The sequence below is a fragment of the Blautia hansenii DSM 20583 genome, assembly GCF_002222595.2.
Classification (GTDB): domain Bacteria; phylum Bacillota; class Clostridia; order Lachnospirales; family Lachnospiraceae; genus Blautia; species Blautia hansenii.
Window position 1 is genome coordinate 1,380,322 of the sequence record NZ_CP022413.2, and the last position, 21,257, is coordinate 1,401,578.

At 40.8% G+C, this 21,257-nt stretch carries 22 protein-coding genes; 19 read left to right on the plus strand and 3 right to left on the minus strand.

The window, feature by feature from the left end; genetic code table 11:
• The first annotated feature begins 126 nt into the window (after positions 1-126).
• The 17 genes from CGC63_RS06765 (at position 127) to CGC63_RS06845 (ending at position 16,501) form a co-directional block, all read left to right on the plus strand.
• Positions 127-1,578 carry an aminoacyl-histidine dipeptidase gene (locus CGC63_RS06765; RefSeq protein WP_040351045.1) on the plus strand — a complete coding sequence of 484 codons (1,452 nt, stop codon included), beginning with the start codon at positions 127-129 and terminating at the stop codon, positions 1,576-1,578.
• A gap of 90 nt (positions 1,579-1,668) precedes the next feature.
• Complete coding sequence (locus CGC63_RS06770) at positions 1,669-2,337, plus strand: M23 family metallopeptidase (RefSeq protein ID WP_009247222.1); 669 nt, start codon at positions 1,669-1,671, stop codon at positions 2,335-2,337.
• A gap of 50 nt (positions 2,338-2,387) precedes the next feature.
• Positions 2,388-3,203, plus strand: coding sequence for a GTP pyrophosphokinase (locus tag CGC63_RS06775; protein ID WP_009247221.1), 816 nt, complete (start codon positions 2,388-2,390; stop codon positions 3,201-3,203).
• 19 nt (positions 3,204-3,222) lie between these two features.
• Positions 3,223-4,614: an RsmF rRNA methyltransferase first C-terminal domain-containing protein gene (locus tag CGC63_RS06780; RefSeq protein ID WP_004222104.1), complete on the plus strand. Its 1,392-nt coding sequence runs from the start codon at positions 3,223-3,225 to the stop codon at positions 4,612-4,614.
• Positions 4,614-5,330 carry a pseudouridine synthase gene (locus CGC63_RS06785; RefSeq protein ID WP_004222101.1) on the plus strand — a complete coding sequence of 239 codons (717 nt, stop codon included), beginning with the start codon at positions 4,614-4,616 and terminating at the stop codon, positions 5,328-5,330. The genes CGC63_RS06780 and CGC63_RS06785 overlap by 1 nt, the downstream gene beginning before the upstream one ends.
• The gene (locus CGC63_RS06790; protein ID WP_004222098.1) at positions 5,323-5,982 is read left to right on the plus strand and encodes an HAD family hydrolase; all 660 of its coding nucleotides are present in this window, start codon (positions 5,323-5,325) and stop codon (positions 5,980-5,982) included. The genes CGC63_RS06785 and CGC63_RS06790 overlap by 8 nt, the downstream gene beginning before the upstream one ends.
• Complete coding sequence (locus CGC63_RS06795) at positions 5,979-7,850, plus strand: YgiQ family radical SAM protein (RefSeq protein ID WP_004222095.1); 1,872 nt, start codon at positions 5,979-5,981, stop codon at positions 7,848-7,850. Before CGC63_RS06790 ends, CGC63_RS06795 begins: the two co-directional genes overlap by 4 nt.
• Before the next feature lie 3 nt (positions 7,851-7,853).
• Positions 7,854-8,597: an SDR family NAD(P)-dependent oxidoreductase gene (locus tag CGC63_RS06800; RefSeq protein ID WP_004222088.1), complete on the plus strand. Its 744-nt coding sequence runs from the start codon at positions 7,854-7,856 to the stop codon at positions 8,595-8,597.
• Between the two features lie 26 nt (positions 8,598-8,623).
• Positions 8,624-9,241: a hypothetical protein gene (locus CGC63_RS06805; protein ID WP_004222086.1), complete on the plus strand. Its 618-nt coding sequence runs from the start codon at positions 8,624-8,626 to the stop codon at positions 9,239-9,241.
• A gap of 8 nt (positions 9,242-9,249) precedes the next feature.
• Complete coding sequence (locus tag CGC63_RS06810) at positions 9,250-10,263, plus strand: RluA family pseudouridine synthase (protein ID WP_004222083.1); 1,014 nt, start codon at positions 9,250-9,252, stop codon at positions 10,261-10,263.
• The gene (gene lepB, locus CGC63_RS06815; protein ID WP_040351044.1) at positions 10,256-10,795 is read left to right on the plus strand and encodes a signal peptidase I; all 540 of its coding nucleotides are present in this window, start codon (positions 10,256-10,258) and stop codon (positions 10,793-10,795) included. The genes CGC63_RS06810 and lepB overlap by 8 nt, the downstream gene beginning before the upstream one ends.
• Positions 10,796-10,805: 10 nt before the next feature.
• Positions 10,806-11,336, plus strand: coding sequence for a Holliday junction resolvase RecU (locus CGC63_RS06820; protein WP_004222079.1), 531 nt, complete (start codon positions 10,806-10,808; stop codon positions 11,334-11,336).
• A gap of 173 nt (positions 11,337-11,509) precedes the next feature.
• Positions 11,510-12,457: an L-lactate dehydrogenase gene (locus tag CGC63_RS06825; protein ID WP_004222075.1), complete on the plus strand. Its 948-nt coding sequence runs from the start codon at positions 11,510-11,512 to the stop codon at positions 12,455-12,457.
• 18 nt (positions 12,458-12,475) lie between these two features.
• Complete coding sequence (locus CGC63_RS06830) at positions 12,476-13,648, plus strand: NAD(P)-dependent malic enzyme (RefSeq protein WP_009247216.1); 1,173 nt, start codon at positions 12,476-12,478, stop codon at positions 13,646-13,648.
• Between the two features lie 148 nt (positions 13,649-13,796).
• Positions 13,797-15,083 (plus strand): MFS transporter, encoded by a 1,287-nt coding sequence (locus CGC63_RS06835; RefSeq protein WP_004222070.1) that lies wholly within the window; start codon positions 13,797-13,799, stop codon positions 15,081-15,083.
• A gap of 3 nt (positions 15,084-15,086) precedes the next feature.
• Positions 15,087-15,884: a glycerophosphodiester phosphodiesterase gene (locus CGC63_RS06840; RefSeq protein WP_004222068.1), complete on the plus strand. Its 798-nt coding sequence runs from the start codon at positions 15,087-15,089 to the stop codon at positions 15,882-15,884.
• A 17-nt stretch (positions 15,885-15,901) separates the two neighbouring features.
• On the plus strand, positions 15,902-16,501 hold the full coding sequence (locus CGC63_RS06845) for a ribonuclease H1 domain-containing protein (RefSeq protein ID WP_004222065.1): 600 nt from the start codon (positions 15,902-15,904) through the stop codon (positions 16,499-16,501).
• On the opposite strand, the gene CGC63_RS06850 is transcribed toward CGC63_RS06845, so the two are convergent.
• Genes CGC63_RS06850 through CGC63_RS06860 form a run of 3 tightly spaced genes read right to left on the minus strand, consistent with a single transcriptional unit; the run spans position 16,472 to position 19,162 of the window.
• Positions 16,472-17,209 carry an aminotransferase class IV gene (locus CGC63_RS06850; protein ID WP_040351043.1) on the minus strand — a complete coding sequence of 246 codons (738 nt, stop codon included), beginning with the start codon at positions 17,207-17,209 and terminating at the stop codon, positions 16,472-16,474. The genes CGC63_RS06845 and CGC63_RS06850 overlap by 30 nt on opposite strands.
• Positions 17,209-18,567: an aminodeoxychorismate synthase component I gene (pabB, locus tag CGC63_RS06855; protein ID WP_004222060.1), complete on the minus strand. Its 1,359-nt coding sequence runs from the start codon at positions 18,565-18,567 to the stop codon at positions 17,209-17,211. The genes CGC63_RS06850 and pabB overlap by 1 nt, the downstream gene beginning before the upstream one ends.
• The gene (locus CGC63_RS06860) at positions 18,551-19,162 is read right to left on the minus strand and encodes an anthranilate synthase component II (RefSeq protein WP_022239757.1); all 612 of its coding nucleotides are present in this window, start codon (positions 19,160-19,162) and stop codon (positions 18,551-18,553) included. The genes pabB and CGC63_RS06860 overlap by 17 nt, the downstream gene beginning before the upstream one ends.
• A 246-nt stretch (positions 19,163-19,408) precedes the next feature.
• Here CGC63_RS06860 and CGC63_RS06865 point away from each other — a divergent pair, with 246 nt between their 5' ends.
• Both CGC63_RS06865 and folE read left to right on the plus strand, forming a co-directional pair.
• Positions 19,409-20,707 carry a bifunctional folylpolyglutamate synthase/dihydrofolate synthase gene (locus CGC63_RS06865; protein ID WP_004222054.1) on the plus strand — a complete coding sequence of 433 codons (1,299 nt, stop codon included), beginning with the start codon at positions 19,409-19,411 and terminating at the stop codon, positions 20,705-20,707.
• Positions 20,700-21,257 (plus strand): GTP cyclohydrolase I FolE, encoded by a 558-nt coding sequence (gene folE, locus CGC63_RS06870; RefSeq protein ID WP_004222052.1) that lies wholly within the window; start codon positions 20,700-20,702, stop codon positions 21,255-21,257. Before CGC63_RS06865 ends, folE begins: the two co-directional genes overlap by 8 nt.

Consider the following 21,257-nt stretch of genomic DNA (forward strand, 5'->3'; position numbering starts at 1 on the left):
AATCCCGAGGTTTTTATCTAAAATATATGTGAGAAGAAATAGAATATTCAAGTTTTTCCGGAAAGCTTGCTATTTTTTTCAATCTGTGTAAGAATGAAGAAAGAAAAGAAACAGGAGGAAACAAAAATGGCAGTATTAGAACATTTACAGCCTGAAAGGGTATTTTATTATTTTGAGGAAATCAGTAAAATTCCTCGCGGCTCAGGAAATACAAAGGAAATCAGTGATTATCTGGTAAGCTTTGCAAATTCTCATAATTTACGCTGTATTCAGGATGATGATAATAATGTAATTATTTTTAAAGAGGCTTCCGAGGGTTATGAAAATGCGCCTGTGGTTATGCTTCAGGGACACATGGATATGGTTTGCGAAAAAACAGCAGACAGTACACATGATTTTACAAAGGACCCGCTGCAGCTTCGGATAGAGGGTGATTTTGTTTCTGCAACCAACACAACCTTAGGCGGAGATAACGGAATTGCCGTTGCTTACGGACTGGCAATTATGGAAGATACCACCCTTTCCCATCCGGCGCTGGAGCTGGTTATTACCGTAGATGAGGAAATCGGACTTTTGGGAGCAGCCTCTGTTGACACAACGCCTTTAAAGGCAAAATATTTAATCAATCTGGACTCAGAAGAGGAAGGATATATTTGTGCAGGCTGTGCAGGAGGAATGACAGCGGTTTCCGAAATTCCTGTTCGCTATCAGGAATATACGGATTATAAATGGAGAGTAAAAGTATCCGGACTTTTAGGTGGTCACTCCGGTGCAGAAATCGATAAGAACAGAGCAAATGCCACATTGCTTTTGGCACGTTTTCTGCATGAAGGAAAAGAACTTGCAGAGTATTCCGTTTCAGAGCTTTTCGGAGGACAAAAAGACAATGCCATTCCGAGAGAGGCAGAGGCATTAGTGCTGGCATCCAAGGAAGACGGAGAAAAGCTTTCTGCTTATGCGGCAGCCTATACAGAAGCCCTGAGAAAAGAATATACAGGAAGTGACGAAGAGATTACTGTTACCGTAGAGGAGGAAGGACAGGGCACAGAGCCGGTGCTTCATCCGGTAAGTCAGGAAAAAGCGCTGTTTTTCCTTTTGAATTATCCAAACGGCATTCAGAAGATGTGTGGGTTTATTGACGGTCTGGTAGAGACCTCCTGTAACGTGGGAATTACAAAACTGACTCCTGCTGTATTGAGCTGCTCTGCCAGTGTGAGAAGCTCTGTGGGAACGGCAAAGAAAGCGCTGGCTGATAAAATCGGATATCTGACAGAATTTTTAGGCGGTACTTTCACCATAGAAGGGGAATATCCTGCATGGGAATTCAAACAGGACTCTAAGCTTCGTCAGGTGTTGGTGGATGTATATGAGGAAATGTATCAGAAAGAGCCTGTTGTGAATGTTATTCACGCCGGCCTGGAATGTGGTTTATTCTACGAGAAAATTGCAGGACTGGACTGTGTATCTATCGGCCCTGACATGCAGGATATTCATACTTCCGAGGAGAAGCTTTCTATCTCCTCCGTAGAGCGTGTATGGAACTATTTATTAGAGGTTTTAAAAAGAATAAAGGAATAATGTCATAATTGCCTTCGTCTGCACATAGAATGATATGTAATGGTAAGCGTGTAGTTACCGGAGTATCTTGTGTGCAGACGGAGGTTTTTTGTGCTGAAAAGACTGCTGTTTTTATGTGTGATTTTGTTTTTGAATGTAAATCTTACAGGAGAATTAAAGGAAAAGGCTTCTTTGGAAGAGTTGAGGCAGAAAGGACTTCCTGTAAAAAGCATGGAAAATGCAGGGATTTCCAAAGAGGACATGGAAAAATATCTGGTTTTTTGGGAGGATTTAAAATGTTTTCCTGTTGCAGGGAGAATTAACGCAAGGACGGAGACTTTTTCTTATGAAAACAGCTGGCATGAAAAAAGGCACTATGGAGGGGAACGATTTCATGAGGGCTGTGATATTTTTCCCAAGGAGTCAAAAACAGATTATTATCCGATTTTAAGCATGACAGAGGGCAGAGTGGAGAAAATCGGCTGGCTTCCTCTGGGCGGATATCGCATTGGGATTCGAAGTCCGGGAGGCGGGTATTTTTATTATGCACATTTATCCTCTTATGCAGAAGACTTTTCGGAAGGCGACAAGGTAAAGGCAGGAGAAATTTTAGGATTTTTGGGAGATACCGGATATGGAGAAGAAGGGACGAGAGGGAAATTTCCGCCCCATCTTCATCTGGGAATTTACATAGCAGAAAAAGAAAGAGAAGAATATCCTTTAAATCCTTATCCGGTACTGCAGTTCTTACAGGAGAGGCAGAAAAATTTTTTCTATTAAAAAGAAAAGAAGTATGCTATACTTTAATGATAGTTAAGGAGTCATGTTTTATGGAAATACGTTTATGGCGTGAATTGCTCATTCCTTATGAACTGGCAGTGAAGGATTTAGTGATGAAATTCAAGCTGCTGCAAAAAGAACACAGGGAGAAAAACCTTTATTCTCCCATTGAACAGGTAACCGGTCGTGTTAAGTCTATTAACAGTATTCTGGAAAAAATGCAGGCGAAGCATGTTTCCTGGGAGGAGCTGGAGGAGAAGATTGAGGACATTGCCGGTGTGCGGATTATCTGCCAGTTTTGCGAAGACATTGAAAAGGTGGCGGCTTTAATTCGAAACCGCAGCGATATGAGGGTACTGGAGGAAAAGGATTACGTGACACAGGGAAAAGACAGCGGTTATCGAAGCTATCATATGATTGTGTCCTACTGTGCAGAAACCTTAGCCGGAAAAAAGGAAATTCATGCAGAAATTCAAATTCGGACCTTGGCAATGAATTTCTGGGCAACCATAGAACACTCTTTGCAGTATAAATATAAGGGAAATGTGCCGGCAGACCTTGCAGGCAGATTGACGGAGGCTGCAAATTCTGTGTTAAAGCTGGATGAAGAAATGTCTCTGGTGCGCAGCGAGGTGATGGATGCACAAAAATCCATGCTCCATCAGTCTAATCTGGTAGCAGATATTTTGAATAATATAGAAAATCTCTATTATTACGCAAACAGAAGGGAAACAGGTAAAATATTGGAAGAATTTTATCGTGTATATGAGGAGAAAAATCCTCAAAAGCTGGAAAGCTTTTACAAAGAATTGGATTTTATTGCAGAAGGATGCCGTGCACAGGCGTTGACATACGAAGATATATAGAATAAAGGACAGAGAAAGTATGATAAATTTACCGGAAGAATACGAAAAGGAAATGCGCAGCCTGCTGGGGGCAGAGTTTGAGGAATATAAGAAAATCTATGAACAGCCTGTCCGACAGGGACTGCGTTTTAATCCCTACAAGCTGACAAAGCCTGTATGGGAAGAAATCATGCCTTTTGAAAAAGAAGAAATTCCGTGGGTAGAAAACGGATATTATATTCACGGAGGGGAAGGAAATCCTGCAAGACATCCCTATTATTTTGCAGGTCTTTATTACCTTCAGGAGCCCAGCGCCATGACGCCTGCAAGCCGTCTGGAGATTCAGCCGTATGATAAGGTACTGGATTTGTGTGCGGCTCCGGGAGGAAAGGCTACGGAGCTGGTAGGGAGATTACAGGGAAAAGGTTTTTTGCTGGCAAATGATTTAAGCAACAGCAGGGCAAAGGCTCTTTTGAAAAATCTGGAGCTTACCGGTGCGCCGAATTTTTATGTCACCAGCGAAGAACCGGCAAAACTGGTAAAAAGCTTTCCGGAATTTTTTGATAAAATCTTGATTGACGCACCCTGCTCCGGTGAGGGAATGTTCCATAAAGAACCGAAAATGGCAGAGTATTGGCTGGAGAAATCACCGGACTATTATGCAGAAATTCAAAAGGAGCTGATTGTGCAGGGAGCGCAGATGTTAAAGCCGGGAGGGAAAATGCTTTATTCTACCTGTACGTTTTCCAAAAAGGAGAATGAGGAGACCATTGCCTATCTGCTGGAACAGTGCGAAGACATGGAGGTGCTTGCTCCTTTGGGCTATGGGGGCTTTTCGGAAGGCTTTCCTTTGGAAGGGAAAAGTGAGGAAATGTGTAGCCAACTGAAAAAATGTGTGCGAATTTTTCCACATAAAATGGCAGGGGAAGGACATTTTCTGGCTCTGTTACAGAAAAAAGGAAACGGAGAAAAAAGTGTGCCGAGAAAAACAGTGGCTGCAAAAAAGGATGAAAAACCAGATGCTTGTGTGGAAGAGTTTTTAAAACTGGTGTCCTTTGATTTCTCTGAGGGAAAGCTGAAAAAGGAAAAGGATAAGGTATATTTTTTACCGGGAGACGGAAATATGCCAAAGCTTCGGTATCTGCGTACCGGTCTTTATCTGGGAGAGATACGAAAAAATCGTTTTGAGCCCAGTCAGGCTTTGGCAATGGCATTGTCACCGAAGACCTTTGCTTCCTGCGTTCTGCTTTCCTCCAAGGATATTCGTACTGTGAAATATTTAAAGGGAGAAACCATTGATGTGGCAGACTTAAAGCCTGCAAAGGAAAAGGGCTGGCAGCTTGTGTGTGTAGACGGTTTTTCTCTGGGCTTTGGAAAGTTGGACAGAGGAATTTTGAAAAATAAATATTATCCGGGCTGGAGAATGCAGTAATGGGAAAAATAAGATTAGATAAATATCTGGCAGATATGGGACTGGGTACAAGAACAGAAGTAAAAAGGGATATCAAAAAGGGCAGGATTTCCGTAAACGGAGAAATTGTCAAAAGTCCCGAATATAAAATAGATATACAGACAGACGTGGTTTTGGCAGACGGAAAAGAGATTGCTTATGAGGAGCTGGTTTATTATATGTTAAATAAGCCTCAGGGCGTGGTGTCTGCCACAGAAGACAGACGGGATAAGACGGTGCTGGATTTGATTTCTGAGAAAAAAAGAAAAGATTTGTTTCCGGTAGGGCGTCTGGATAAGGATACAGAAGGGCTGCTGCTGATTACCAATGACGGCGAGCTGGCGCATAATCTATTGTCTCCGAAAAAACATGTAGATAAAAAGTATTTTGTCCGTTTAAGGGATGCGCTGTCAGAGGAAGATAAAAAGCATTTGGAAGAAGGCGTTGATATCGGAGAAGACAAGCTTACCCTGCCTTCTCATGTTTTTGTTTTAAATGAGAAAAGAGATGAGGCAGAGATTGTTATTCGGGAAGGAAAGTTTCATCAGATAAAGAGAATGTTTCACGCAGTGGGAAATGAAGTGGTGTTTTTAAAACGGCTGTCTATGGGAAGTCTGACATTGGATGAAGCTCTTTTAACAGGAGAATATCGTTTGCTGACACCACAGGAGATTGAGAGGTTGAAGGAAAATGCTTGAAAATATAAAAGCAGTGATTTTTGATTTAGACGGGACATTGGTAGACTCTATGTGGATGTGGAAATCCATTGATGTGGAGTATTTGGGAAGAAAAGGAATAGCCGTACCTGAGGATATTCAGGCATTTCAGGAAGAGCTGGAGGGTATGGGATTTACAGAAACCGCTGTTTTCTTTAAGAACAGATTTCAGATTGAAGACTCCTTAGAAGAAATCAAAAAAACATGGATTTTCATGGCGGAGGAAAAATACTGTAATGAAGTTCCCTTAAAAGCGGGAGTAAGAGAATTTTTAGAAGAGCTGAGAAACAGAAATATCCGTATTGGAATTAGCTCCAGCAACAGCAGAGAATTAATTCAGGTAGTTTTAAAAGCCCATGGAATTGCAGAATATTTTGACTGTATCACTACCTGCTGTGAAGTACCAAACAGCAAACCGGCGCCGGACGTCTATTTAAAGACTGCCGAGGGATTACAGGTTGAGCCAAAGGACTGCCTTGTCTTTGAAGACGTTCCTATGGGAATTATGGCAGGAAAGAATGCAGGCATGCAGGTGTGTGCTGTGGAGGATGCTTACAGCAAAAGACAGGAGGCAGAAAAACGCAGACTTGCGGACTATTACATAGAGGATTATTATGAGGTATTAAATTTATGAATACAAAATTTTTGCCTGTGACAAAAGAGGAGATGGAAGCAAGAGGCATTTGGCAGCCGGATTTCGTCTATATTTGCGGTGATGCTTATGTAGACCATCCCTCTTTTGGCGCAGCCATTATTACCAGACTTTTGGAAAGTCGTGGATATTCTGTGGGAATGATTGCACAGCCGGACTGGAGAAAAAAGGAAAGTATTGCTGTTTTCGGAGAGCCCAGACTGGGATTTCTGGTCTCGGCGGGAAATATGGACTCTATGGTTAATCATTACACCGTAGCCCAAAAGCATCGAAAACAGGATGCCTATTCTCCGGGAGGAAAAATGGGACTACGTCCGGACAGAGCCGTAACGGTATACAGCAATTTAATCCGTCAGACGTATAAGCATACGCCGATTATTTTGGGCGGTATTGAGGCTTCCCTTCGAAGGCTGGCACATTATGATTATTGGTCAGACGGAATGAAACGTTCTGTTTTAATGGATGCAGGTGCAGATTTGATTTCTTACGGAATGGGAGAACACAGTATTCTGGAAATTGCGGAAGCATTGGACAAGGGATTTCCTGTAAGTTCCATTACGTTTATTCCGGGAACGGTTTATAAGACAAAAGAAATGCCAAAAGGAGAACTGCTGCCCTCTTATGAACAGCTTTGTGAAAATAAAAAGGCCTATGCAGACAGTTTTCGTATACAGTATGAAAACACAGATGCGTTTTCCGGCAAGGTTCTGATAGAGGATTACGGAAACAGAGGCTATGTGGTACAAAATCCTCCTGCCAAGCCATTGAGTCAGAAGGAAATGGATGAGGTTTATGCTTTGCCTTATGCAAGAACCTACCATCCCATGTATGAAAAGCAGGGAAAAATTCCCGCAATCGAAGAAATCAAGTTCAGTATTACCAGTAACAGAGGCTGCTTTGGCGGATGTAATTTCTGTGCACTAACCTTTCATCAGGGCCGAATTGTACAGACCAGAAGCCATGCCTCTATTATAGAAGAGGCAAAATCTTATGTGACGGAAAAGGATTTTAAAGGATATATTCATGACGTGGGAGGACCTACGGCAGATTTTCGTCATCCTGCCTGCAAAAAGCAGGAGACAAAAGGGGTGTGTACCAATAGGCAGTGTCTGTTTCCAAAGCCCTGCAAAAATCTGAATACAGACCACAAGGATTATCTGGAGCTTCTTCGGAAGCTGCGAAATATATCCGGTGTAAAAAAGGTCTTTATACGCTCCGGTATTCGTTTTGACTATGTAAATGCAGATACTTCTTCTGCATTTTTGGATGAACTGGCAAAATATCATGTCAGCGGACAGCTTCGTGTAGCGCCGGAGCATGTATCTGACGAAGTGCTGTATTATATGGGAAAACCGGAGCATGCAGTTTATCAGCAGTTTTTAAAAAAATTTGAAAAGGCAAATGCAAGGTCAGGGAAAAAGCAGTATGTAGTTCCGTATCTTATGTCTTCCCATCCGGGGTGTACTATAACAGAAGCCGTGAAGCTGGCAGAGTATGTGCGGGATATGGGATTTATGCCGGAGCAGGTACAGGATTTTTATCCTACGCCGTCTACGATGTCTACCTGTATGTATTACACAGGGATAGACCCAAGAACAGGAAAGAAGGTTTATGTACCGAAAACCTTCAAAGAAAAAGCCATGCAGAGGGCTTTGCTTCAATATAAAAATCCGGAAAATTATGAGCTGGTAAAAGAAGCTCTGCTGCTGGCAGGAAGAAAAGATTTAATCGGTTTTGACAAGAAATGTCTGATACGTCCGAGAGGAGCAGGGAAGAAAGAGCAGCGCAGAAATAAGCCTGTGGAAAAGAAAAAGAAATCCATTCGAAACGTACATAAAAGAAAGGGTTAGCTTATGAAAATCGCAGTGATTACAGGGGCTTCCTCCGGCATGGGAAAGGCTTTTACAAAGCAGATTGACGAAAAATATCAAGAGCTGGATGAAATCTGGGTAATTGCCAGAAAAAAAGAAGGCTTAGAAGGATTAAAAAAGGAAATTTCCAAATTGCGTATTTTGCCTATGGATTTAACAGACAGACAGGCTTTGGAGGAATTTTCCACACTTTTAAAAAGAGAAAAGCCGTGTATTCAAATTTTGGTGGAAAGTGCGGGAATGGGAATTCAGAAAAAAATAGAAGATACTGCTGTGGATGACCTGCGTAGGATGACAGAATTAAATTGTACGGCGCTGACAGCATTTGTGGCTATGTGTCTTCCTTATTGCGAAAAGGGCAGCCGTATTTTATGTCTTGCAAGTGGTGCTGCTTTTGTGCCACAGCCGAGTTTTGCGGTGTATGCTGCTTCAAAGTCTTATGTGCTTTCTTTTGCAAGGGCTCTGGGAGCAGAGCAAAAGGGCAGAATTGTGGTTACAGCCGTATGTCCGGGACCGGTAGATACCCCATTTTTAGAGAAAATGGGCGGAAAAGAAAATATGCCTTTTTATAAGAAGCCTTTTATAGCCGATGCAGAAGCAGTGGTGAAAAAGGCGTTAAAAGACAGCGAAAGAGGACGGGAGATTTCCGTGTATGGTTTTGCAATGAAAGCCTTGCGGGCAGTCTGTAAAATAGTACCCATAAGGCTTCTGATGCGTTTTATGTAAAAAGAAATCCCTAAGGAGCGATAAAAATGAAAAATACAAAGAAAAAAATAGAAAAAGGCGAATTTGGTTATATTAAAAATCAGCAAAAAAGGCGTGTGATTTATACAGTGCTTGCCTTTATACCGCCTTTACTGATTTTTCTGGCAGGACTTGCCATATATGGAAAAAGAGAAAATGTATTTACTGCGTTTGCGGCAGTGGCATGTCTGCCTGCCTGTAAGTTTGCTGTTGGCATGATTATGATGTTTATGCAAAAGCCCATGAAAGAAGAAGATTATCAGGAAATTGAAAAGCACAGACACGGATTGGTATGTGGATATGAATTTGTAGTTTCCGCTTATGAAAAACAGTCTTTTTTAGACTCCGTTGCAATCTGCGGAAATACTGTGGTAGGCTATACCAGCAGAGAAAAAACAGATACAGCTTTTGTAGAAAAACACATACAGGATATTTTAAGGCAGAATGGATTTTATGTCAGTGTGAAAATCTTCAGAAAGCTGGGAGATTATACCAAACGACTGGAAACTATGTGGGAGCATCGGGAAGCGTTGGAAAAGGATATTAAATTCAAGCCGGATCCGGACGAACCGGAGCTTACAAGAAATGAAAAAATAAAAAGGGTAATTGGTGCAATTTCCCTTTAGGAGAAGCCATGAAACAATTAGTAGTCAAAGAAATAGAAAGCGGTCAAAGACTTGACAAATTTCTGGGGAAATATTTAAAAGAAGCGCCGAAAAGCTTTCTTTACAAAATGCTTCGAAAGAAAAATATTACGTTAAATGGAAAAAAAGCCACAGGAAATGAAAAGTTGCAGCCCAATGATGAAATCAAGCTGTTTTTATCCGATGACACATTGGAAAAATTCTGCGGGGAAGAAAAGAGCAGCAGTCGGACAGAGTTGGACATTGTATACGAGAACAATCATGTGCTGTTTGTGAATAAGCCGGTAGGAATGTTGTCCCAGAAGGCGGAAAAAGAGGATGTATCTTTGGTGGAATACATCACAGGCTATTTATTAGAAGAAAAATTTTTGACAAAGGAAGATTTAAGAACCTTTCGACCGGGAGTATGCAACCGTTTAGACAGAAATACCAGCGGTATTGTGGCAGCAGGAAAAACGGTTCAGGGCTTGCAGGAGATGTCTCAGTGGTTTAAGGAAAGAAATCTCCATAAATATTACCTGACACTGGTAAAAGGAAAGGTAGAGCGACCTGCCCATGTAAAGGGATATCTCTGGAAAGACGAAAAGAAAAATAAGGTAGCTGTATTTCAGGAAAAGAGGGAGGGGAGCCTTCCCATCGAAACGAAATATGAGCCCTTGGGTATTTCCAAAAACGGAGATACACTTTTAAAAGTAGAGCTTTTAACAGGGCGTTCTCACCAGATAAGAAGCCATCTGGCAGGATTGGGACATCCGGTTATCGGAGATTGGAAATACGGAAGCAAGGAGAAGAATGAAAACTTTCGGAAAAAATACGGAATTGAATTTCAGTTGCTTCATGCGTGGAAATTGAGCTTTCCCAAAACAGAAGGGATTTTGAAAGAACTGTCATTAAAAACAATTACGGCTGATGTACCTGAAAAGTTTCAAAAAGCTTTAAAAGGGGAGGGGCTTTTGGAATTTACATCAGAGAAAAATAAGGGAGATGTTAAAAAACATGAGTAAACCAGATGTAAAAAATTCAATATGGAAAGAGCTGTGGGAATATATCAAGATGATTATTTTTGTGGTAGTTGTGGTATTGATTGTGAATAATTTTTTGCTGATTAATGCCAGAGTGCCATCGGAGTCCATGGAAAAAACCATTATGACAGGCGACCGTTTCTTTGGAAATCGTCTGGCATATTTATTTGATGACCCGGAGCGCTTTGATATTGTGGTTTTTAAATATCCGGATGATGAGAGCCAGCTGTTTGTGAAAAGAGTAATCGGACTGCCGGGGGAAACAGTAGAGATTAAAGACGGAAAGGTCTATATCAACGGCTCCGAGACATCTTTGGACGACAGCTTTACACCGGAGACACCTACGGGAGATTATGGCCCTTATGTTGTGCCGGAGGGCAGCTATTTTATGTTGGGAGATAACCGTAATCATTCCGGAGACTCCCGTTTCTGGAAACAGCCTTATGTAGAAAAAGAGAAAATCGTAGGAAAAGCCATTTTTCGGTATTTTCCAGGTGTTAAGATACTGAAATAGGAGAAAGGATATGGCAACTTGGAATTCCAGAGGGCTTCGAGGCTCTACCTTAGAGGAATTTATTAACAGAACCTGCGAGCAATATCGGGAAAAGGGACTGGCGCTTATTCAGAAAGTGCCCACTCCCATTACGCCGGTGCGTATTGACCAGCAAAGCCGGCATATTACTCTGGCATATTTCGACCAGAAAAGTACCGTGGACTATATTGGTGCTGTGCAGGGAATACCGGTATGCTTTGATGCAAAAGAGTGCAGCACCGATAATTTTCCTCTGCAAAATATCCACGCACATCAGGTGGAATTTATGAGGGATTTTGAAAGACAGCAGGGAATTGCATTTTTGATTTTATATTTTTCCCACAGGGATGAAATTTACTATATGCCTTTTGCACAGGTGTTAAAATTCTGGGAACGAGGCAGAAACGGCGGCTTAAAGCATTTTAAATACACAGAGCTGGAGCCACAGTGGTTTTTAAGAAAAACGGGAAATATTCTGGTGCCTTTTTTAGAAGGAGTGCAAAGAGATTTGGAACAAAGATAGAGAGTGATTGCATCATGCAGTTGCTCTTTTTGTTTTTTTCCTAATACAAAAGCGTTGACAGAAAATAAGGATTGTGGTAAAATTCAGAGGAAAAGTGAAATTTTTAACGAATTTCCTTGCTGATTTAAAGTGATATTTCTATACTACGAAAAACAACAGGAGTGATACGTAAAATGAAGAACACACACAGAGATAAGATTGTAGTTATTGGTGCCGGAAATGTAGGAGAAGCCATTGCTTACACATTGATGGTGAGAAAACAGGCAAATGATATTGTGTTAATTGATGTAAATGAAGACAGAGCAAAGGGCGCTGCCATTGATATTGCACACGGAACCAGCTTCCATAAGCAGGTATGGGTAAGACAGGGCGGCTATGAAGAATGTAAGGATGCACAGATGATTATCATCACAGCAGGAATTGCAAGAAAACCGGGACAGACTCGTCTGGAGCTTGCAAAGACCAATGTATCCATTGTTCGCAGTATCACAGAAAACATTATGAAATATGCGGAAAATCCACTTCTTTTGGTTGTTTCCAATCCGGCGGATATTATTACAAAAGCCGTTCAGGAAACCTCAGGACTTCCTGGAAACCGTGTAATCGGTACAGGTACTTCCTTAGACACAGCAAGATTTCGTTATAATATAAGTACAAAGCTTCATGTAAACGTAGAAGATATTCAGGCTTACGTAGTAGGCGAGCACGGAGACAGCCAGGTTGCCGTATGGAGCTCTGCTATGGTAGGCGGTTTCCCATTGGAAGATTATGCAAAACAGGTGGGAGTGACACTTGACAAAAAGGAAATTGCAGAACATACTAAGAATGGCGGTGCAGAGGTTATCGGATTAAAAGGTGCAACCTTCTACGGAATTGCCATGTCTGTTTCCAACATTGTAGAAGCAATTATGAAGGATGACAGTGCAATTCTTCCGGCTGCATGTGTTCTGGATGAAAGCTTTGGTGAATGGGCAGGCGTTGCCGTTTCTTTACCATGCCGTATCGGATGGGAAGGAATTGAAACCTGTCTGAGAATACCGATGAATGAGGAAGAACAGGCAGCTATGAACAAATCCGTAGCAATTTTAAAAGATTTCTGGGCACAGGTAAAAGAACAGTAGAAAAAGGAGATTATGACAATGGACAAAAAAGAATTTGCATTAAAACAGCATGAAGACTGGAAAGGAAAAATCGAGGTTATCAGCAGAGCAAAAATCCAGACACCGGAAGAATTGGCAGTTGCTTATACACCGGGCGTTGCTGAACCATGTCTGAAAATTTCAGAAGATGTAGATTTGTCTTATAAATATACACGTCGTGGCAACATGGTAGCCGTAGTGACAGACGGAACTGCTGTTCTTGGTCTTGGTGATATCGGACCGGAAGCAGGTATGCCTGTAATGGAAGGAAAATGTGCATTATTTAAAACATTCGCAGATGTAGACGCATTTCCGTTATGTGTACGCTCTAAAGATGTAGATGACATTGTAAAAACAGTCAGCTTATTAGCAGGAAGCTTTGGAGGAGTAAACTTAGAAGATATTTCTGCTCCAAGATGTTTTGAAATCGAAAGAAAATTAAAAGAATGCTGTGATATTCCGATTTTCCATGATGACCAGCACGGAACAGCAGTTGTAACAGCAGCAGCTTTAATCAATGCTTTAAAATTAGTTGGCAAAAATCTGGAAGATATTAAAGTAGTTACTTCCGGTGCAGGTGCAGCAGGTATTGCCATCATTAAACTTTTAGTAAGTCTGGGACTGAAAAATGTAGTAATGTGTGACCGTCAGGGCGCTATCTATAAAGGAAGAGAAAACTTAAACGCAGAAAAGATGGAAATGGCTGAAATCTGTAACCAGAACATGGAAAAAGGTACTTTAGAAGAAGTATTAAAAGGCGCAGACGTATTTATCGGTGTATCTGCACCAGGTACTGTTACAGAAGAAATGGTAAAGAACATGGCTGAAAAACCAATTCTTTTCCCAATGGCAAACCCAGTTCCTGAAATTATGCCGGAGCTGGCAAAAAATGCAGGAGCAGCCGTAGTAGGTACAGGAAGAAGCGATTTCCCAAATCAGATTAACAACGTTTTGGCATTCCCGGGAATTTTCCGTGGAGCATTAGACGTTCGTGCAAAAGATATCAATGATGAAATGAAGGTTGCAGCAGCTTATGCCATTGCAAACTTAATCGAAGAAGATAAATTAAATCCGGATTACATCATTCCAAATCCTTTTGATGAACGTGTAGCGCCGGCAGTAGCAAAAGCAGTAGCAGAAGCAGCCAGAAAAACAGGCGTAGCCAGAATTTAATTTTTAATTTCACAGTAAAACAGGACAGGAGTCATTATATGAAACGTGAGCTGTTTCATGTAACGGCTCCTGTTTTATTTGAGTATTATTTCTGTTTGTGATAAAATGATTCTAGAAACAGGCTGAGCCTGACTTGAGGAGGAAGAGAATGGAAAAACTGAATTACAGGAGAACCTTTTTTATTGGACTTGCATTTTTGTCCATCTGTGCATTTTGGCAGATGTATGATAATGTTATTCCATTAATTTTGCAAAACACGTTTCATTTAAATGAAACTTTTACGGGAGCTGTTATGGCAGCAGACAATATTTTAGCAGTTTTTCTGCTTCCATTCTTTGGAACCTTGTCGGATAAGGCAAATACCCGCCTTGGTAAAAGAACGCCTTTTATTATTACGGGAACTTGTGTTTCGGTTTTGTTTTTAATGCTGCTGCCTTTTGCAGATAAAAATCAGAATTTTATCATGTTCGTGGCATGTCTGGCGGTTTTACTTGTAGCTATGGGATTTTACCGCTCTCCGGCAGTGGCGCTGATGCCGGATTTAACACCGAAGCCATTGCGAAGCAAGGCAAATGCCGTAATAAATCTGATGGGAGCGATTGGAGGCGTTTATACCCTTCTTCTCATTCGTTTTCTGGTAAAGGGAGGAGCAAGACCGGATTACATAGCCGTTTTTACAGGTGTGGCATTTCTTATGGCAGCAGCCGTAATTTTATTAGTGCTTACAGTAAAGGAAAAGAAAATTGCGGCAGAAATTGAAAAAGAGGAAATCCAAGAAGAGGAGCTTGCAGGGGAGGCAATAGCTGAAAATACAAAAGAACTGCCGAAACCGGTGAAGAAGAGTCTCTATATGATTTTACTTTCGATTTTCTTTTGGTTTGCGGCTTATAATGCAGTTACCACAGCCTTTTCCAGATATGCGGTAAAAGTATGGGGACTGGAAGGCGGCGGATTTGCAGACTGCTTAATGGTCGCTACGGTGGCTGCAATTTTCAGTTATATTCCTATTGGAATGATTTCGGAAAAATTCGGAAGAAAGAAATGTATACAGGGCGGTCTTTTGCTTTTGCTTATCAGCTATCTGTCCGCTGCATTTTTTCCGGTTTATCATCCGGCAATTAACATCGGATTTATCCTAATCGGTATTGGCTGGGCGTCTATCAGCGTCAATTCACTGCCTATGGTAGTGGAAATTTGTTCTCTGGGAGATGTGGGAAAATACACGGGAGTGTACTATACCTTTTCTATGGCAGCGCAGATTTTCACACCGATTTTTTCCGGATTTTTAATGCAGCATATTTCTTATCGTGTATTATTCCCGTATGCCTGTGTCTTCACAATTTTGGCAATGATTACCATGTGCATGGTAAAACACGGAGACAGCAAGCCTCAGGCAAAGAAAAAGGTATGGGAACATTTTGATGTGGAGGATTAAGGTATGAAAATGAAAACAGCAGCAGCAATTACCGGTGTTTCTTATTTAGGACTTGTAATGCCGAGGATGTTTCAAAGACCAAAGCAGGGGAAAAAGATTTATTACGCGCACAGAGGCCTGCATTATAATGCAGGAAATGCCCCGGAAAACACTATGGCGGCTTTTGAAAGAGCAGTAAAAGCAGGATATGGGATTGAGCTGGATGTACAGCTTACAAAAGACGGACAGGTTGTGGTTACCCATGATTTTCATCTGCGGAGGAACTGTGGGATTGATAAAGAGGTGGATGAATGTACTTATGAGGAGCTTTGTCAGTATCCTGTATTTTTCTCAAAGGAGAGAATTCCGCTGTTTACAGATGTGCTGAAGCTGGTAGACGGAAAAGTGCCTTTGATTGTGGAATTAAAATATAAGGACGGAAGTAAAATCTGCGAAAAAGCAGATGAAATTTTGCAGAATTATGAAGGGGAATACTGTATTGAGTCCTTTCATCCGCAGGTTTTGCTCTGGTATAAGAAGAACAGACCTTGGATTTGCAGAGGACAGCTTTCTATGAATTATCAGAAGGAAGAAGGCTGGCATCATCCTCAATATTATATTATGCGGCATCTATTGCTGAATTTTTTGACAAAACCGGATTTCATTGCTTATGACTGGAAAGCAAGAAAAGGGATTTCTCTGTGGATATGCAGAAATCTTTTCCGATGTCCTGTCTATGCGTGGACAATTAAAAGCAAAGAACAGTTAAAAGCGGCAGAAAAATATTTTGATTATTTTATATTTGAAGGTTTCAGACCTTAGAAGGATTTGGAGAATTTATGGCAAAAAAAGTATATGCAGTAAAAAAAGGAAAGAAAACAGGAATTTTCGCCACTTGGGCAGAATGTAAGGCAAATGTTGACGGTTATTCGGGGGCGCAGTTTAAAAGCTTTGCCACAAAAGCAGAAGCGGAGGCATATTTGGGGAATATTTCTAAAGAAGACAATCCATCGGAGACAGATGCAGATGCCTGTATTGCTTATGTGGACGGAAGCTTTGATGCAGCACAAAAGGCATATTCCTATGGCTGTATCCTTCTTTATCAGGAACAGAGAACAGAGCTTAGTAAAGCTTTTTACAATACAGAAGATGTGAGTATGAGAAATGTGGCAGGGGAATTGGAGGGCGCAATGGCTGCCATGGAATATTGTGAAAAGAACCACATTTCCAAACTGCATCTGTATTATGATTATCAGGGAATTGAGTCCTGGGCAACAGGAGAATGGAAACGGAATAAGCCGGGAACCATTCGTTATAAAGCTTTTTTTGATACCCTGCAAAATGTGCAGGTGATTTTTCATAAAGTAAAAGGTCACAGCGGAGTGGAGCTAAACGAAGCTGTGGATCGTTTAGCAAAAGCCGCACTGGGAATTGGATAATTCCTGTAACAGTTTTCTTCCGATGTTCATGCCGGAAAATGCGTGGATTCCGAGTCTGGCAACAGGCATAATACCCAGAAGAGAGTTTGTGAGAAACATTTCGTCAAACTCTCCGATGTCTTCCGGCAGAATGATTTGTTCTTTTATGGTGTAGGCATCATAAAGGTATTCTCTTATAATACCGGGGAGCATCCCACAAGACAGGGGAGGCGCTACAATTTCTTCATCTTTTACAAAGAAGACATTGGTGGTAGCGCCTTCTGCGATTTCTCCTCTTGTGTTTAGAAAAATAGGTTCTTGAATACCCATTTCTTTTGCACGGCGTTTTTCCATAATACAATCCCCATAATTTAAAGTTTTATGATAAGTAAAAGGAGAAGTTTCATTTCTTCTTACATTGGAAATGGCAGTGGCAAAGCCTTTTTCATAATCTTCTTTTTGATAAGTATTTGTCCGTGTGGTTACGAAAATATTTTCTTCGGAAACTGTAATTTTTAAGACTTTTCTTCCTTCCTGCATTTCTTTTTCTGCAAGGGTCATGTTTACTTTTTCTTCGATTTCAGAAAAATCAATATTCAGATTTAAAAATTTCAGCGCCAAAAGAAGCCTCTTATAGTGTTGGGGTAAAAATTGAGGAAAACCGTTTTCAACAGCAATGGTTTCAAAAGCGCCTAATCCAAAATAATATCCTTCATCCGGTATAAACATTATTTTTCCTCCCATAAAGCTTCTAAAAGAGCTTTTGCTTTTTGCAGTGTTTCTTCGTATTCAAATTCTAAATCAGACTCACAGGTAATTCCTCCGCCAACGCCCAGATGATATTGATTATCCTGATGAACGGCAGTGCGGATAATAATATTAAAATCGCAATTCCCATCAAGAGAGAAGTATCCCATAGAGCCGGTATACAGGTTACGCCTGTCATGCTCCAGCTCATCAATAATTTCCATGGCACGTATCTTCGGCGCTCCGGTAATTGAACCGCCCGGAAAGGCAGCTTTGATTAAATCGGAGGCAGGAAGCTTCTCCTTCAATTTGCCTATAATCGTAGTAACCAAATGAAAAACAGTGGAATATGTTTCTACTGCAAAATGCTCGGTTACTTTGACACTTCCCGGTTCACAGACATGGTTTAAGTCATTTCTTTCCAAATCTACAATCATTAAAAGCTCACTGCGGTCTTTGGAGGAGTTTTTCAGTTCCTCCTTCAATATTTTATCTTCCACAGGAGTTTCTCCCCGTTTTCTCGTGCCTTTGATGGGGCGTGTTTCAATACAGCGGTCTTTCACTTTCAAAAAACGCTCCGGTGAAGCACATACAACCTGAAAAGTATTGCATTGGAAAAATCCCCCAAAAGGAGAAGGGTTATGAGTGCGTAGATAACGGTATACTTCATAGGGAGGTTTTTGACTCTCTATGGTGAGCTGCTGTGTCATATTTGCAATATAAATATCGCCTTCTATGATGTAAGAAATCATTTTGTCAATGGCTTTTTTATAATCTTCTTTTGTAAAATTAGGTGTAAATGGGGCAAGGGCAGAATGTTTTTTCGGCCTTTTATAAGAAGTACATTCTTTGATTTCCTGTTCCAAATCGGCGATTGCCACATCTTGATTTTTTGTTTTTCCTCGTGCAGTAATATAGAGAGTTTTTTCGATTTTGTCATCAATAATCAGAAGGTCATAAAAAACAAATAAGGCATCGGGAACAGAAAGCTTTTTGGGATGACGGCTGGAAATCTGTTCAAACTTTCGTCCATAATCATAGGAAAAATACCCCAACGCACCCGCAATAAGAGGAAGGCTTGTAGGATTTTCTTCTTTTTGTTTTTCAAGATATTTCTGCATACCTTCTTCAAAGGTTATCTCTTGAGGAACATCATTTTCATAGAAAATGCCGTCACACTCTTTTAAAATAAGATAGGGATTTAGGCCGATAACAGAGTATTGACCCATGGCATTTTCTAAGGAAGAGTCTAAAAAAATTGCCATATTTTCGTCTTTATATTTTTCAAAGATGTCTTCGGATTTTTTGTAAAAATCCAGTTTTTTAACTTTTGTAGCCATTATTTTCTCTCCATTTCTTACATATTTTTGTGAAATTTTTCAGCAGCTCATGGCCGTATTTGGTAAGCACTGCTTCGGGATGAAACTGCACTCCGTAGATAGGAAAGGTTTTATGATGCAGCGCCATAATTACGCCGTCTTCAGAAAGCGCATCAATTTTCAGGCAACCCGGAAAATCGTATCCGGAAACAATAAGGGAGTGGTATCTGGTTACAGAATAAATTTTGGGAAGATCTTCAAAAAGTCCTGTCTGATTATTGCGTATTTCTGTAACTTTCCCGTGCATGGGTTTTGCACCTTTCTGCACGGATGCGCCGAAGACTTCTCCGATAATCTGATGCCCCAGACAAACACCTAAAACAGGAACTTTTCCTGCGGTTTTTTCCAGAATTTCTTTACAATTTCCACAGTCTTTGGGGCTTTTGGGACCGGGAGATATAATCAGTCCTTCTAAATATTCATCAGCTAGCAGCCTTTCTATTTCCGACAGAGTGATTTTATCATTTCTTATCAGAAGAACCTTTTCTCCACATTCTTCCAGATAGCATGCCAGATTGTAGACGAAAGAGTCGTAATTATCAATCATTAAATACATGGTTTCCTCCTTACAGAGTGCAAAAAAGACTGCCAAAAACAGGCTCCTTTTCAGAACCTCTTTTGGCAGTCTTCCATAAATGGGCACACCTGATATTTTTATTTTTCTTATTGTAGCATGGTTTTTTCTCACTGTCTATTTGTTTTCATGGCAAAATAATTGTAAAATTGAAAAAAATGTTGAGATTACTGTGAAAGAGGTCTATAATGAGTCGTAAAAAAGAGAATATCTCAGATAGGAGCAGACATGAATTACGAAGAAGCAAGAGTATATTTGGATGAAACCTCCAAATACGGAAGTGTACTTGGCTTGGAGAATATGAAAGCACTGTTAGACAGACTTGATAATCCCCAGGAAAGTTTAAAATTTATTCACATTTCCGGAACAAATGGCAAGGGAACGGTGCTGGCATATCTGTCCACGATTTTGCGCAAAGCAGGGTATCGGACAGGGCGATATATATCTCCCACACTGTTTTCTTATCGAGAGAGAATTCAGGTGAATGAAGAAAAAATTGAAAAAGAAGCTTTGGCGCAACATGTAACAGCTATTGCAGCTGCGGTAGCTGATATGAAGGAAAAGAAAGCAGGGACTCCCACTGCTTTTGAGATTGAGACAGCCTTGGCTTTTTTATATTTTAAGGAAAAAAATTGTGATATTGTAGTTCTGGAAACAGGACTGGGAGGGGCTTTAGACGCTACAAATATTATTCAGACCACACAACTAGAGGTAATTGCGCCAATCAGCATGGATCATACCGATGTGCTGGGAAAAACATTAAAAGAAATTGCCGCTCAGAAGGCAGGAATTATTAAGCCGCATACTACAATGGTAACTGCTGTTCAGGAGGAAGAAGCGAAAGAGGTGCTTCAAAAGGTTTGCAAAGAAAAGGAAAGCCGTTTTTGTGAAGTGGAAAAAGATGAAATCAGCGATATACAATACGGGTATATTCGACAGAGCTTTTCCTATAAGAACTGGAAAAACGTAGAGATTTCTCTGGCCGGAGAATTTCAGATACAAAACGGAGCATTGGCTTTGGAAGCCGTAAACCAGCTTCGCAAGCTTGGACTTTCTTTGCCGAATGAAGCAGTATATGCAGGTATGAAAGAGGCAAAATGGGTCGGAAGATTTACGGTAATGTCTCAAAACCCGCTGGTTATTTTAGACGGAGCGCACAATCCGCAAGCAGCGGAAGCTTTAAGAAAATCTTTGGAATTATATTTTAAAGGGAAAAAGCTGTATTATGTTTTTGGGGTTTTTCAGGATAAGGACTATAAGAAAATTATTGAGCTTACCGCACCTCTTGCAGAACATATTATTACGGTGGAGACACCGGATAATCCTCGTGCCCTTCCGGCAGAGGAGTTGAAAAAACAGGTGGAGAAGATAAATGCTTCAGTGGAAACAGGTGAGAGTATAGAAGCAGCAATCGAGAAAAATTTAAGCTATATGGGAGCCGAGGATGTGTTGGTTGTTTTTGGTTCTTTATCTTTTCTTGGTATAGCAGCCAAGGTATTACAGGGCGGAGGAAGAAAAAATGGATAAGAAAAAAATTGAAGAAGGCGTAAGATTAATTTTAGAAGGTATCGGAGAAGACATAAACCGAGAAGGACTTTTGGAAACACCGGACCGCATTGCCAGAATGTACGAGGAGCTGGCAGCAGGTTACACAGATAATGCGTCAGAGCATTTAAAAAAGAGATTTCATGTAGATAATAATGATATGGTAATGGAAAAAGATATTCCTTTTTATTCTTTTTGTGAACACCATATGCTTCCGTTTTATGGGAAAGCAGCGGTTGCTTATATTCCCAACGGAGAAGTTGTGGGGCTGAGCAAAATTGCCAGAACATTAGAAGTTTTTGCAAAGCGTTTTCAGCTTCAGGAACGTCTGACCGCACAGATTGCAGATGTGTTTATGGAAGAATTAAAGCCTTATGGTGTTATGGTTTTAATTGAGGCAGAGCACATGTGTATGACAATGCGTGGAATTAAAAAGCCGGGAGCAAAGACAGTGACAGTTGTTACAAGAGGCGTTTTTAATGAGGATGAAAAGCTTCAAAACCAATTTTACAGAATGTTGGAGTCAAGATAA

What these genes read in the sequence shown, in the direction of transcription:
- CGC63_RS06765 (WP_040351045.1), top strand. Translation starts at nt 127, where the DNA reads ATGGCAGTATTAGAACATTTACAGCCTGAAAGGGTATTTTATTATTTT.
- CGC63_RS06775 (WP_009247221.1), top strand. Translation starts at nt 2,388, where the DNA reads ATGGAAATACGTTTATGGCGTGAATTGCTCATTCCTTATGAACTGGCA.
- CGC63_RS06780 (WP_004222104.1), top strand. Translation starts at nt 3,223, where the DNA reads ATGATAAATTTACCGGAAGAATACGAAAAGGAAATGCGCAGCCTGCTG.
- CGC63_RS06785 (WP_004222101.1), top strand. Translation starts at nt 4,614, where the DNA reads ATGGGAAAAATAAGATTAGATAAATATCTGGCAGATATGGGACTGGGT.
- CGC63_RS06790 (WP_004222098.1), top strand. Translation starts at nt 5,323, where the DNA reads ATGCTTGAAAATATAAAAGCAGTGATTTTTGATTTAGACGGGACATTG.
- CGC63_RS06795 (WP_004222095.1), top strand. Translation starts at nt 5,979, where the DNA reads ATGAATACAAAATTTTTGCCTGTGACAAAAGAGGAGATGGAAGCAAGA.
- CGC63_RS06800 (WP_004222088.1), top strand. Translation starts at nt 7,854, where the DNA reads ATGAAAATCGCAGTGATTACAGGGGCTTCCTCCGGCATGGGAAAGGCT.
- CGC63_RS06805 (WP_004222086.1), top strand. Translation starts at nt 8,624, where the DNA reads ATGAAAAATACAAAGAAAAAAATAGAAAAAGGCGAATTTGGTTATATT.
- CGC63_RS06810 (WP_004222083.1), top strand. Translation starts at nt 9,250, where the DNA reads ATGAAACAATTAGTAGTCAAAGAAATAGAAAGCGGTCAAAGACTTGAC.
- lepB (WP_040351044.1), top strand. Translation starts at nt 10,256, where the DNA reads ATGAGTAAACCAGATGTAAAAAATTCAATATGGAAAGAGCTGTGGGAA.
- CGC63_RS06820 (WP_004222079.1), top strand. Translation starts at nt 10,806, where the DNA reads ATGGCAACTTGGAATTCCAGAGGGCTTCGAGGCTCTACCTTAGAGGAA.
- CGC63_RS06825 (WP_004222075.1), top strand. Translation starts at nt 11,510, where the DNA reads ATGAAGAACACACACAGAGATAAGATTGTAGTTATTGGTGCCGGAAAT.
- CGC63_RS06830 (WP_009247216.1), top strand. Translation starts at nt 12,476, where the DNA reads ATGGACAAAAAAGAATTTGCATTAAAACAGCATGAAGACTGGAAAGGA.
- CGC63_RS06835 (WP_004222070.1), top strand. Translation starts at nt 13,797, where the DNA reads ATGGAAAAACTGAATTACAGGAGAACCTTTTTTATTGGACTTGCATTT.
- CGC63_RS06840 (WP_004222068.1), top strand. Translation starts at nt 15,087, where the DNA reads ATGAAAATGAAAACAGCAGCAGCAATTACCGGTGTTTCTTATTTAGGA.
- CGC63_RS06845 (WP_004222065.1), top strand. Translation starts at nt 15,902, where the DNA reads ATGGCAAAAAAAGTATATGCAGTAAAAAAAGGAAAGAAAACAGGAATT.
- CGC63_RS06850 (WP_040351043.1), bottom strand. Translation starts at nt 17,209, where the DNA reads ATGTTTATACCGGATGAAGGATATTATTTTGGATTAGGCGCTTTTGAA.
- pabB (WP_004222060.1), bottom strand. Translation starts at nt 18,567, where the DNA reads ATGGCTACAAAAGTTAAAAAACTGGATTTTTACAAAAAATCCGAAGAC.
- CGC63_RS06860 (WP_022239757.1), bottom strand. Translation starts at nt 19,162, where the DNA reads ATGTATTTAATGATTGATAATTACGACTCTTTCGTCTACAATCTGGCA.
- CGC63_RS06865 (WP_004222054.1), top strand. Translation starts at nt 19,409, where the DNA reads ATGAATTACGAAGAAGCAAGAGTATATTTGGATGAAACCTCCAAATAC.
- folE (WP_004222052.1), top strand. Translation starts at nt 20,700, where the DNA reads ATGGATAAGAAAAAAATTGAAGAAGGCGTAAGATTAATTTTAGAAGGT.